The sequence below is a fragment of the Paenibacillus sp. P4_A7 genome, from assembly GCF_056402455.1.
Map to the genome: position 1 here is coordinate 1 of NZ_JBFUHJ010000139.1, position 12,609 is coordinate 12,609.

The following is a 12,609-nucleotide window of genomic DNA, read 5'->3' on the forward strand; positions in this document are numbered from 1 at the left end:
GGATACGACCATCAGCTACAAGCTTTTCTAGAGCAGTGCGGGCAATTTCGCGTCTGATTGGATCGAAACCAGACAAAATGACCGCTTCCGGTGTATCGTCGATTATGAGATCGATACCGGTCAATGTTTCCAAAGCACGGATATTTCGGCCTTCACGTCCGATAATACGGCCTTTCATTTCTTCATTAGGCAAAGTTACAACGGATACCGTTGTCTCAGCCACATGATCTGCCGCACAACGTTGGATTGCTAGCGAAATAATGTTACGTGCTTTTTTGTCAGCTTCTTCTTTCGCTTGCTGCTCGATCTCTTTAATCATTTGAGCTGTTTCGTGTCGAACTTCCTGTTCAACGTTTGACAAAATAATCGATTTCGCATCTTCAGTCGTTAAGCTAGAAATTCTCTCTAGCTCACTAAGCTGCTGCTTGTAAATCGTATCGATTTGCTCTTGCGTCTCTTCGATCCGCTTCTCTTTATTGGCTACAATCTCTTCTTTGCGTTCTAGCGCTTCTAACTTTTTATCCAGCGACTCCTCTTTCTGTACCAAGCGTCTTTCTTGACGTTGGACTTCGTTGCGTCGCTCACGAATGTCTTTCTCAGCTTCGGTACGGAGTTTATGGACTTCGTCTTTCGCCTCTAGTACGGTTTCTTTTTTCTGTGCTTCAGCTTCCTTCTTCGCGCTTTCCACGATTTGGACAGCAGCTTGCTCTGCACTAGAAATTTTAGCCTCGGCAATCGACTTTCGTATAAAATAACCAACGAAAAAGAAAATTACGCCAACAAAGAGACAGATCAAGATCCAAATAATTGGATTCATCTTGTTCACCTCCTTGTTGCATACACCAAGGCTCTGCTTGGGATGATATTAGGTTTTCAATCGGCTTCAATACCGTTTCATCATCAAACAATTTGACGAAAATAATCGTTTTGAATCAACTTTTGGAAGGAAAATTGATTCATGATAGAAAGAATACAACTTCATTTTATCTTTTCGTAAAATCAATTGTCAAGCAAAAGCCCATCATCTTCGTCGAACATCTCTATTTCTTCATTTATATCAATCGAATTAACCGCTTCTTTTACGATATCACCAGGGTAACCTCTACGTAATAAATAGCCCATCAGCTTACGTTTTCGGTCTTTTTGCTCTCCTTTTAGAGAGCGCCACTTTTTCTCGGCTGCTACTTTTGCTGAAGCTAGCTCTGATTCTTGATCGAGTGAATTTACAACCTCTGCGGCCGTATCCCTAGAAATACCACGCTGTTGAAGTTCTTGTTTGATCCATCGACGACCCTTCAGCCCATTTCGAAGTCGTTGTGCCGCAAATTGTTTGGCATAAGCATCATCATCAATAATGTGTTCACTTTCCAATCGATCTAGTGCATAGATAATATTATTTTCTTCAAACTCTTTGCGCATCAAATACTGCTCTAATTGCTTACGTGTTCTAGGCTTCGCTCCAAGATAATAGACAGCTAGTGCATATGCGCGGTACTGTTCGTCCTCTTTGCGTATATTTTCAACTTCTAAAGTTGTTAGCTGCTGCCCCTTCATTAACCGAAAACGAATTAATATATCTTCATGAACAAACAGTAAAGGCTCTTCCGCTTCGCAGAAGATGTGATACCGTCTACGTTCCTTTTTGTCTTGTTTGACTGACATAATCGTAAAGCTCGCATCGTGTTCATCATTCAYCACTGGTGTGGCCCCCTATCTAAACAAAACATCGCCTCCCTGACGGGACGGCGATGCAGGTACATCTATCATGTTTTACTATGGCTTAATCCAGATCTTCGAATTCTTCTTCGTCTGCATCTTTGGAGAAATCAGCTGGCGTTGCCGTAGCTGCCAAATTACTTGCTTCACGAATTTGCGATTCGATGATCGCGGCTGTGTCTTTATGGTCCTTCAAAAATTGCTTCGCATTTTCGCGTCCTTGTCCAAGTCGTTCGCCGTTATAAGAAAACCATGCGCCGCTCTTCTGAACAATTTCCATCTCCACACCGATATCAACAAGGCTTCCTTCTCTAGAAATACCTTCACCATACATAATATCGATCTCAGCTTGCTTAAATGGCGGAGCTACCTTATTCTTTACAACTTTAATACGTGTCCGGTTACCAACCATGTCATTGCCTTGTTTGATTGTTTCAATACGACGCACATCAAGTCGAATACTGGAGTAGAACTTAAGCGCACGACCGCCTGGCGTTGTCTCCGGGTTACCGAACATAACGCCGATTTTCTCACGCAATTGGTTAATAAAGATAGCAATCGTCTTCGATTTGCTAATTGCTCCCGAAAGCTTCCGCAAAGCTTGTGACATCAAACGTGCTTGAAGACCGACATGAGAATCTCCCATATCTCCTTCAATTTCTGCTTTAGGAACTAGTGCTGCAACGGAATCGACAACAATAATGTCAACCGCTCCGCTTCGAACGAGCGCCTCAGCAATTTCCAATGCTTGTTCGCCTGTATCAGGCTGTGAAAGCAGCAGTTCATCAATATTAACCCCAAGCTTACTTGCATATAGAGGGTCTAGCGCATGCTCAGCATCTATGAAAGCTGCTGTTCCCCCAGCCTTTTGAACCTCTGCGATCGCATGAAGAGCAACAGTCGTTTTACCTGATGATTCAGGTCCATAAACTTCAATTACACGTCCACGTGGCAATCCGCCTATTCCCAATGCGATATCTAGAGCAAGTGAACCGCTAGGCACGGTTTCTACTTGCATGTGTGTGGATTCACCCAATTTCATAATAGAGCCTTTACCAAACTGCTTCTCAATTTGGCGCATAGCCATTTCCAACGCAGCGCGACGATCCGACATCGATCCCACATCCTTCACTATTTATAATTTTATGATACCTTTTTTCGGACAGGTTGCCAAGCATTTTTTTCGAACATACATTCGTCTTTTTCGTGACACCTCCAAATTTAGACATAAAAAAAACCGCAGCGAAGTAATCTTCGCCACGGTTCTTCCGTAATTATCTTCTATTATAACATCCAATCAGCGATTGACAATTACTTTTTACATAATCATACAAAATAGCTTTTATCGCTAGAAATCTAAACCTGCAATGAACGCCACAATTGATAAAATGCGGATTTAACTGCTCGTAGTCGTATAATCGTTCTATTCCCGCTCAAATTCATCGTATGCACTAATGTTGGCTTGCCGCGCTCTGCTATTGCGAAGTAAACAAGCCCAACAGGCTTTCCTTCTGATTCTGATGGACCTGCAACACCTGTTAAAGATACCCCGAAATCAGCATCTGACAGTTCTCTAACGCGCTCCGCCATTAATGCTGCTGTAGAATCGCTAATCGCACCCGGCGCACCTTCTCCTTCAAGCTGAGACATCGGAATACCAAGAAGATGATGCTTCATGGTATTCGTGTAGGTTACAACCCCTCCTACATACTCCCCACTGCTCCCAGGAACGTTTGTAATGAGTTCGGCCAGCAATCCACCACTGATGCTTTCCGCGCTTGCAAGCTTACGGCTTGAACGTCTTAGAAGATGAACCACTTCTTCTTCTATTGGAATATCCTTTTCCGCATAGAGGTACTCACCAACAAGCCGTTTTATTTTTTCTACCGTTTGATCCATTTTCTGATCTGCTTCCACAAGCGAACTCCCTTTGGTAGAAACACGGATAGTCACTTCGCCTTCCTTCGCATAAGGAGCTATCGTTGGATCTGACTGTCCTTCAATTAGTTCAAGCAGCTTAGCTTCAAGATTAGACTCACCAATACCTGCGAATTTCAACGAACGAGAGTACAGAGCCTTTACATCGCCAAGCATTGATCTAAGCCATAGCTCGCCCGCGCCTTCCATCATCGGCTTCATTTCCTTCGGCGGTCCAGGCAGAAGCATGTATAAAGTGCCATCTACGGCTATCCCATTGCCGACAGCGAGCCCTGCCGTATTTTCAAGCGCGTCACTGCCCTCGATCATTAATGCCTGCCGCCTATTGCTTTCTACCATATGTATACCCCGTGAGCTGAATAGATGCTCAATTGCATCCATGGATGGTTCATGAAGAATGAGCCCTCGGTTTAAGTAAGCAGCAAGTACATCTTTCGTAATATCATCCTGTGTGGGCCCAAGTCCGCCAGTGAAAATCAGCAGATCAGCACGACTTCTGCCAATTTCAATCGCTTGCTTTAATCGATCTGCATTATCACCAACGACAGTCTGAAAATATACATCCACACCTAATCCCGCTAACCTTTGCGATATAAACTGTGCATTCGTATTTACAATTTGACCAAGCAATAACTCCGTACCTACTGCGATAATTTCTGCTTTCATCATTCATTCCCCATTTCATACAAATTCAAAAGGCTGCCTTGCTTACAGACAAAAGCACCCTCCCGTAAGACGGAAAGATGCTTTTATCATTACTCTACTGGAATCAAATGTTTGTTTTTCATAAAATAATCAATACCGGAGTAAACGGTAATAATGGTTGCAATCCAGCTTGCATAAACGTCAAACGGGAAATCGATAAAGGCGAATGGGAAATTATTTAGCAATATCGCGATTATCATCGTAATTTGAATCGCTGTTTTCCATTTACCCCACATGCTTGCTGCCATTACAGAGCCTTCAAGAAGCGCGATCTGACGCAAGCCAGTGACCGCAAACTCCCTGCTTATAATTACAATCGCGATCAGTGCATTCAGCTTGTTCATTTCTACAAGTGAAATAAGTACCGCTGCAACCAAAAGCTTATCAGCTAGTGGATCAAGTAGTTTGCCTAGGTTTGTAACAATTTTGTTCTTGCGTGCTATGTAGCCGTCTAGTCCATCCGTGCTTGCTGCCACAATAAATATAATTGCCGCTATGACTTGGTTATATGTTATGGAGAAATCTGATATGACAAACGACCCCAAGTCCACTTTAATAAGCAGAAAAAACATGATAACCGGCACCAAAAATATTCTGGCTAGTGTAATTTTATTCGCCAGGTTCACGCAATGACCTCCTTGGATAGTTCAAACTCATAGGTGTGCGTTATACGAACCCCTTGTTCGTGAATTGAACCTGATAATAATGTTAAATGGGCTTGATCTTTCTTGTAACGATGTGTAAGTAGTTTTGCTAATTCTGCCATCTGTGTGTTACCAAACCCCTTCAATACACTATTTCATTAAGTATAATACATGACCTTACACGTGTCAAAAACAGGAATAATCGTATTTTACTCATTGGCAATCACCAAACGAAAAGCCTCGTTTATCGACTATGCGACGAAACGAAGCTCCATTAATTATATAGAATTTATAAGTTTCACGCTTATCCATTTCTATATAACCACCGCGAAACGAGCTTTGCCGCCAAGGACGGCGACAGCCGTTTACGCTTGATTACGAGCGATAATTAGTGAATTGCAGTTCTACAGGCAGATCTGCTTCTCTAAGAAGCTTCATAACAGCTTGCAAATCGTCAAGGCTTTTGCCCGTAACTCTCAGCTGATCGCCTTGAATTTGACTCTTCACTTTCAGTTTTGAATCGCGAATTAGTATGTTGATTTTCTTCGATACATCCTGCTMAATACCTTGTTTTAGCTTAATGCGCTGACGAACTGTATTAGCCGAAGCACCTTCAATCTTTCCATAATCCAAGTTTTTAATGGGTACTCCACGCTTCACCATTTTGGATAGCAAAATATCGAGTACACTCTTTAGCTTGTAATCGTCCTCAGACGCTACAACTAACTCTTCCTTTTCTAATGCTATGCTGCTCTTGCTATTTTTAAAATCAAAGCGTGTTTCAATTTCCCGCTCCGCTTGTTTAATCGCATTTGCAAGCTCCTGCATATCCACCTTGGATACAATATCAAAAGCATTTTCTGACGCCATTTCTCTCTCTCCTTTAAAAGTTTTGCGAATGCAAAACTTACCTCGTAAGCATTATCTTAGTTTTGCGAATGCAAAACTTACTTCGTAAGCATTATCTTAGTTTTGCGAATGCAAAACTTACTTCGTTAGCACTATGTTTCATTACTCCGTTTTTGTCGTACCTGTGTCTGTACCATCAGTCGGTGTGTTACTTGTAATCGGCTCTTCAACTGCTACAGGTATAAGCAATAATTTCTTTGATCCCGCGCGATCTCCGTCTGGAACAGGCACACCGTCCACTGATATCTCCGCGAAATCAGAACGCCCTACATTTATGTAGATCGGCTCAACCAAATCATAGGTCTTCACATCGCCGTCCTCGGCATTTTCATAGAAAAGCTTCTCACCTTTGTTGCTGCCAGAGCGAACCTCAATCCAGTTTCTACCGCCAACTACTTTTATTTCAACCTTATGCTCACCTGCTGGTCCGATATCATACTGATCTGCTTTACCAACTATTTTGGAAAAGGTAACCGTTGTCGGCGCTTTAACTGGCGGCGGCTCAGGCGTTGCAACTGGAGTTCCTGTTACTCCTCCGTTGTTTGAACCATTATTCCCCTTATCGGTAGGTGGAGGTTTTAAAGCGTCTGTAATATTCGTATTCTGATCTACCTTATCCGTTGGCCCGCCATCTTTATTGATAACGTAAATCCAAAGTAGAACGATGATCAGGATAAGAAAGGACCACATCATCAAATTAAAGCCGATTTTCCCCATTCTTTCTGAAGATCGCGACTTTACACGGCGAGGCGATCGAACGGAAACAGGCTCAACGACATGCTCTACCGGAGCAGCTGGCACCTCATGCTGATATAGTCGAAGCACTTCATCAGGATCAAGTCCAACCGCTTCGGAATAGCTTTTCACAAATGCTCTGACGTAAAAGGTTCCTGGAAGCACGCGATAATCTCCACTTTCGATCGCTTCCAAATACCTTTTTCTAATTTTTGTTGTTTCTTGAATATCATCAAGTGTTAAACCGTGTTGTTCTCTCGCATTACGAAGCAATGCACCTAAATCAGACATGAGACGGTCTCCTTCCTTTTAGAAATCGTCATTATAGTTGGCGATAAAAGAATCGTACGATATTTCCTCATCCGGTGTATTGCGCAGCTCGACTATAATGTCGAAGTGGCTGTAATCGTACTGAGATTCTTTAATAAAAATATCTGGATGCTCGATAACCTTTGTTGAAGGCATAGCCATAATATCTTGAAGCAAGCCGTAATGCTTTTCATTCGAACGTATCGTACTTACAATCCCATCAATAATAAAAATAGTATTAGGCTGCATTTCTTCCTCTGACAGCTGACTCCGAACCGTCTGGCGCAATAAAGTGGATGAAACGAATGTCCAACGTTTGTTTGAACATACGCTGCCTGCAATGATAGATTCTGTTTTTCCAACACGAGGCATTCCACGTAAGCCAATAACTTGATTGCCATCTCTTTTAAATATTTCACCCAAAAAATCAACTAAAATACCAAGCTCATCACGAGTAAATCGGAATGTCTTGCGATCATCGGAATCGCGTTCGATGTAGCGTCCATGCCGAACAGCCAATATGTCTACAATCGTTGGCGTTCTTAATTTGTTTACCGTAATATTGTCAACCTTTTGCAGCATCTTGCCTAGAAGTTCTATTTTCTCATCATCATCTGTTTGCAAAAGCATACCACGAGTTCGATCCTCGACGCCATTAATCGTCATAATATTGACCTCTAGCATACCAAGTAATGAGGCAATGTCACCAAGCAAGCCCGGTCGGTTTTTATGTATCTTATACTCCATATACCATTGTTTTGACTCCACAGCTGTCACCGTCCTAGGCCTCATCATATCGAATAATTTAAAAAAAGTTTTATTCACTACAGAGCACTATTCTACAATTTCCGGCACAATCCTGCAACCCAAAAAGAAACATTGCAGAAAAGCCTCCATATGGGAGGCTTTTCTACTTCTGTTCCATTCTTGTTCATGCACTAATCGTCCCAGCGTCTGCTTGCAGTTATGATTTTTGAACGAGCTTAACCATTAAGCCGGCGAGCGCCTTGCGGTCCGCCTCATCGCCCACGTCCCATAACTCCTTCAACACACGTTGTTCTTCATTTTTGGGGTCGACCTTCTCTTCGAGAAAAGTCCCGATTTCGTAAGCCAAAGTCGTAATGGTTTCTTCCGTCATTCCGATCTTCTTCGCTTGCGATACACGTTCCGCCAAAAAATGCTTCCAGGTTCCAAAATTAGTAAGGACGGTTGACATGCCTCTTCGCCTCCTATTGGTTTAGAAAAGAATCATCAACAATCATTATTTTGTATCAAAGCGACATTAATTATTCAGGAAGCTTGTACATCTAAAATGTAATTTATAACTAGGTATGCCAGCCGCCGTTAGGACTAATAATTTGACCCGTGATGTACGAAGACTCAGGCAAAGATAAAAAATAAACAAGCGAAGCAATCTCATCAGTCGAACCAAATCGTCCCACTGGAATTTCCTGCTCCATGGCCGCTTTTTCCTCCGCATTAAAGCCGTTCATCATAAGTGTATCCACTGCTCCTGGCGCAACAGCATTAACCGTTACACCAGAGGGCGCCAGCTCCTTTGCTAGCGCCTTGGTGAATGCATTCATGCCGCCCTTAGTCGTTGAGTACAGCACCTCGCAGGAGGCGCCTGACATGCCCCAGATAGACGAGACATTAATGATGCGTCCATATCGCTCTGCAATCATGTTAGGCATGAACAGTTGGGAACAAAGAAACATCCCTTTCAGGTTAACTGCCATCACATCATCCCATTCCTCTTCCGTCACATCCATGAGCATGCCGTAATGAGAAATACCGCCATTATTAACTAATATATCGGGCAGCATGTTATGACTTTCAAGCTTTTCTTTCATCCGCTCAAGCTGCTCCTTTGAACGTAGATCAGCAGAAATGGTCAATACATTAGCGCCTAAGGCCATACATGTTCTTGCTGTTTCGTTAGCTGCCTCGTGCGAATTTACGTAGTGAATAACGATATTAACACCTTCCGCGGCAAAACGCTTTGCGATCGCTGCTCCAATTCCACGGCTTCCCCCGGTAATTAATACCGTCATTTCCTGCAGTTTCTTCATTTAGAAGGATGTTCCACGATAGACACAGCAAGCTGATCGAAATCAAAATGCTCTCTCAGTCGTTCATTAACCTCGTCAAGCGTACAATTCTCATAGAAGGTCAATACATCAAACATGTCGCTGTCACGGAAGCGATATCGTGTAAACTCACTGGCAATTGCTTCTGGGGAGTTCAGCATACGCAAGTATCCGCCGATTTTTTTACGTTTCGACCTTTCAAATGCGGAAGACTCAATTCCGCTTTTCAAAATACTCTCTATACCTGACCGTATCTGTGCAATGAGCTCATCCGAATTAGGTGTATCTCCTCCAATTACAGAGAATGCATAATCCGTGCTTGAATTGTATTCATGGCCAAAGGAGTCAGAAATTAGATCTTTCTCATACAATTCTTGATAAAGCTGCGAGCTTGGTCCTATTAGAGCATCCAGCATAAGCTTTGTAGTAACTTCCTGACGCAGCAATGCTTCTCCTGTAAGACCAACCCGCTTCTCTTTGAACCCTAGCATACATTTAGGCTGTGAGACAGGCAGCTCAATAACTTTCCTTGCAGTTTTAACAGTGGAAAGCTCTTGATCGAAATAACGCTTGATCTCTCCTTGTGGGGTGAACGATTTCGCATTTTGATTGTCACGAACGAGCTTGAACACTTCCTCTGCTTCTACACCGCCAACTACGAATAGCAGCATATTGGAAGGGTGATAAAACGTTTCGTAGCAGTTGTAAAGTGTTTCTTTATCGATTTGTCTTATCGACTCAACGGTTCCCGCAATATCAATATGAACAGGATGATCGTGATAAAGCGCATCAATTAATCCAAAATATACACGCCAATCCGGATTGTCGCGGTACATATTAATTTCCTGCTCAATTATCCCTTTTTCCTTCTCTACATTCGTATCCGTGAAATAAGGATTTTGCACAAAATTGATTAGCGTTTCTAAATTTGCATTAATCTGCTCTGTTGCAGAAAATAAGTAAACAGTACGGTCAAAGCTCGTAAATGCATTTGCAGATGCACCTTGCGATGCAAATACGGCAAAGATATCACCTGTCGGCTCTTCAAACATCTTATGCTCAAGAAAATGGGCAATGCCGTCAGGCACTTTAACAGCCGGCTCATTACCTACTGAAAAACAATTATCTACTGAGCCATATTTCGTTGCAAAGGTAGCATACGTTTTATTAAAGCCTTCCTTCGGCAATACAATAACCTCAAGACCGTTTTCAAGCACTTCCCGGTATAACGTTTCCTGTACGTTTGGATAACTAAGGGTTTGCATGCATTATGCCTCCTTTCGATCACGCAAGAAGTAAATCGTGTCAAGCTGCACACCTTGCGCAACCTTCACAACATCCTCAGCGGTAACGGCTTGAACCTGCGAAAGCAGCTCTTCAGCAGTTCTGTTTTTACCAGTAAGCACACTATTAAAATCGTAAGCAATCATCTCATAGGCTGAATCCTGAAGTTCACGAAGATGATTGGAAATCATGGCTTTCGTCTGATCCAGTTCCAGCTCTGTGAGCTTGCCTTGTTTCATACTTTCAAGCTGTTCTTGGATAATAGCGACAGCCTTCTCATAATTAGCGAATTCAATACCTGATTGAATCGTTATCAGACCCTTATGACCATCTAATCGAGATGCCGCATAGTAAGCCAAGCTTTCCTTCTCGCGCACATTTAGAAATAACTTAGAGTGAGGGTATCCGCCTAAAATACCGTTGAACATCAACGCTGCAGGATAAGCTTCATCATCATAACCAATTCCAATGCGCAAACCTAAATTCAGCTTGCCTTGGCTGACTTCCATCCGTTCAGTCACTGTTTTCACTTCTTTAACCGGATGGTTGACATCAGGCAACGAATATGGTGACGGAGAGCCTGCCTTCAACTTGAACGACTGCGTTACGAGCTGCGTAACCTCTTCAAGTGTCGTATCTCCAACCACATACAAATCGAGCGCAGCTTGATCCAGCCACTGCTCATAGGATTCAACTAGCGATGCTGGCGTTATTTTATCAATTTGCTCCAGCTTTCCAAGCGGATGCAAGCGATAGGGCTCATCTGCACACATTTCCTCTAAGCACCGTTCCGCAGCATAGCGAATTTTATCATTCACAATGGCTTCTAGCCGCTTCTTTAGCGTTATTTTTTCGGCATCGACATATTTCTGACGAAATCCGTTGTTTTCGAGACAAGGGTCTGTTAACACATCCCCTAAAAACTGTATGGAAGCAGCAAGTAAAGGAGTATCTGCTGAGACAAATTTATCATTGATAACATCCATTCGAAATTGGACGATTTGTGAATCCCCTCTTTTGTATACGTCAAAGCCAAAGCCAGCACCATATAGGTCATCTAGCTTCTCACGAAAAGCGATGGTTTCCGGTGTATTTGCGGTTCCTCTTCTAAGTACAAATGGAATTAACGCAACAGGCGTCACCGTTGCTTCATCAAGTGTAAGACCAGCAAATAATGAAATAGCAAACGTCTTAAATCGCTTAGTAGGTAAAACGTGTAGTCGAATGCGTTGTAATTGCCCTCTTTCGAATTGGGTCATGCGTTTCGCTCCTTTCATTCATGCGGTTTTGCTCCTTTGCAGAAGCAGGTTTATCACATACGGATATAGAGTAAATCTATTCCAATTGTCAAATCCCTATTCCATTTTAACCTATAGGAAATGGAAGAAGCAACCGCTCCTGCACTCGGCAGTAACGGCTGCTTCCTTTCGAAAAATCTGCTCGGATTACATACAAAATATATGCTTGCCGATTGTTTTAATTTGTGTTCTCGTCCATATCCACTTCGATGTTGCCGTTTCAGGATTGAAATAATAAAGACATCCATCCGAAGGGTCCCAGCCATTAAGTGCATCCTCTACTGCTTCTCTTGCTTTCGCGTTAGGCGTCAACCAAATCTGACCATCCGCTACAGCTGTAAATGCGAGTGGCTGAAAAATAACGCCATAGATTGTGTTAGGAAAGCTTTGCGATTTCACTCGGTTAATAATAACCGCTGCTACCGCTACTTGCCCCTCGTACGGTTCTCCGCGCGCTTCGCCATAAACAGCATTCGCCATCATCTTCAAATCGTTTTCGGTCAAGTTTAATCGATTCGATTTGGGAATGGAGGATGAATCGGCATTCTCCTTTTTTCCTGTATCCGTATTCGCTGGCGGTTTAGAAGTATCGGCTGTAGGCTTCCAAGCTTTTGTAGCTTCCCAAAGCTTCAGCTTTGTTTTTGCTCCAACAACTCCATCAGATTTCAAGCCGAACTTCCATTGAAACCAAGTGACCGCATTTTTTGTCGTAGGACCAAACTTTCCGTCAACTTTGTCATTGAAATAACCAAGATGCTTGAGACGACCTTGCAATTCAAACACGTCTTGCCCAGAGGCCCCTTGCTTCAACGTAGCATTGCTGAACGTTTCTTTCGTCTCGTTCTGCGCGCCTCGTAAAAGTGAGAACGAGCCAAACAGTAGCAGAACGATTATCGTGGTCAACACAATCAAACGATTTCTCATGTAGGGATCTGCCTTTCTCTTACAAGTTAGTTCGCTTAAGGTAGCGTTACCTAACTC

General features: G+C 42.9%; 13 protein-coding genes. All 13 read right to left on the minus strand.

Features of this window, described 5'->3' with window-relative positions; all coding sequences use genetic code 11:
• On the minus strand, positions 1-817 hold an 817-nt coding region (locus tag AC1DWN_RS17260), incomplete at its 3' end, for an Rnase Y domain-containing protein (protein ID WP_477560140.1).
• Between the two features lie 182 nt (positions 818-999).
• Entirely contained in the window at positions 1,000-1,698 is a 699-nt protein-coding gene (locus AC1DWN_RS17265; protein ID WP_477560141.1) for a regulatory protein RecX, read from the minus strand.
• Between the two features lie 82 nt (positions 1,699-1,780).
• A complete protein-coding gene (recA, locus tag AC1DWN_RS17270) occupies positions 1,781-2,830 on the minus strand; it encodes a recombinase RecA (RefSeq protein WP_477560142.1) in 1,050 nt (349 codons plus the stop codon).
• A gap of 242 nt (positions 2,831-3,072) precedes the next feature.
• Positions 3,073-4,320: a competence/damage-inducible protein A gene (locus AC1DWN_RS17275; protein ID WP_477560150.1), complete on the minus strand. Its 1,248-nt coding sequence runs from the start codon at positions 4,318-4,320 to the stop codon at positions 3,073-3,075.
• 89 nt (positions 4,321-4,409) lie between these two features.
• Positions 4,410-4,985: a CDP-diacylglycerol--glycerol-3-phosphate 3-phosphatidyltransferase gene (gene pgsA, locus AC1DWN_RS17280; RefSeq protein WP_477560143.1), complete on the minus strand. Its 576-nt coding sequence runs from the start codon at positions 4,983-4,985 to the stop codon at positions 4,410-4,412.
• Between the two features lie 393 nt (positions 4,986-5,378).
• Entirely contained in the window at positions 5,379-5,873 is a 495-nt protein-coding gene (locus tag AC1DWN_RS17285) for a YajQ family cyclic di-GMP-binding protein (protein WP_477560144.1), read from the minus strand.
• A 141-nt stretch (positions 5,874-6,014) separates the two neighbouring features.
• The gene (locus AC1DWN_RS17290; RefSeq protein ID WP_477560145.1) at positions 6,015-6,938 is read right to left on the minus strand and encodes a RodZ domain-containing protein; all 924 of its coding nucleotides are present in this window, start codon (positions 6,936-6,938) and stop codon (positions 6,015-6,017) included.
• 18 nt (positions 6,939-6,956) lie between these two features.
• A complete protein-coding gene (locus tag AC1DWN_RS17295) occupies positions 6,957-7,724 on the minus strand; it encodes a DUF3388 domain-containing protein (RefSeq protein ID WP_477560151.1) in 768 nt (255 codons plus the stop codon).
• A 196-nt stretch (positions 7,725-7,920) separates the two neighbouring features.
• A complete protein-coding gene (locus AC1DWN_RS17300) occupies positions 7,921-8,172 on the minus strand; it encodes a DUF3243 family protein (RefSeq protein ID WP_477560146.1) in 252 nt (83 codons plus the stop codon).
• Between the two features lie 109 nt (positions 8,173-8,281).
• Positions 8,282-9,028, minus strand: coding sequence for an elongation factor P 5-aminopentanone reductase (gene ymfI, locus AC1DWN_RS17305; protein ID WP_477560147.1), 747 nt, complete (start codon positions 9,026-9,028; stop codon positions 8,282-8,284).
• The gene (gene yfmH / locus AC1DWN_RS17310) at positions 9,025-10,311 is read right to left on the minus strand and encodes an EF-P 5-aminopentanol modification-associated protein YfmH (protein WP_477560148.1); all 1,287 of its coding nucleotides are present in this window, start codon (positions 10,309-10,311) and stop codon (positions 9,025-9,027) included. Before yfmH ends, ymfI begins: the two co-directional genes overlap by 4 nt.
• Positions 10,312-10,314: 3 nt before the next feature.
• Positions 10,315-11,589 carry an EF-P 5-aminopentanol modification-associated protein YfmF gene (gene yfmF, locus AC1DWN_RS17315; protein ID WP_477560149.1) on the minus strand — a complete coding sequence of 425 codons (1,275 nt, stop codon included), beginning with the start codon at positions 11,587-11,589 and terminating at the stop codon, positions 10,315-10,317.
• Between the two features lie 186 nt (positions 11,590-11,775).
• The gene (gene sleB, locus AC1DWN_RS17320; protein ID WP_477560152.1) at positions 11,776-12,552 is read right to left on the minus strand and encodes a spore cortex-lytic enzyme; all 777 of its coding nucleotides are present in this window, start codon (positions 12,550-12,552) and stop codon (positions 11,776-11,778) included.
• Positions 12,553-12,609 lie beyond the last annotated feature (57 nt).

Excerpts from the sequence above, each read along its gene's own strand:
- recA (WP_477560142.1), bottom strand. The coding sequence starts at position 2,830 with ATGTCGGATCGTCGCGCTGCGTTGGAAATGGCTATGCGCCAAATTGAG.
- AC1DWN_RS17275 (WP_477560150.1), bottom strand. The coding sequence starts at position 4,320 with ATGAAAGCAGAAATTATCGCAGTAGGTACGGAGTTATTGCTTGGTCAA.
- AC1DWN_RS17290 (WP_477560145.1), bottom strand. The coding sequence starts at position 6,938 with ATGTCTGATTTAGGTGCATTGCTTCGTAATGCGAGAGAACAACACGGT.
- AC1DWN_RS17300 (WP_477560146.1), bottom strand. The coding sequence starts at position 8,172 with ATGTCAACCGTCCTTACTAATTTTGGAACCTGGAAGCATTTTTTGGCG.
- ymfI (WP_477560147.1), bottom strand. The coding sequence starts at position 9,028 with ATGAAGAAACTGCAGGAAATGACGGTATTAATTACCGGGGGAAGCCGT.
- yfmH (WP_477560148.1), bottom strand. The coding sequence starts at position 10,311 with ATGCAAACCCTTAGTTATCCAAACGTACAGGAAACGTTATACCGGGAA.
- yfmF (WP_477560149.1), bottom strand. The coding sequence starts at position 11,589 with ATGACCCAATTCGAAAGAGGGCAATTACAACGCATTCGACTACACGTT.
- sleB (WP_477560152.1), bottom strand. The coding sequence starts at position 12,552 with ATGAGAAATCGTTTGATTGTGTTGACCACGATAATCGTTCTGCTACTG.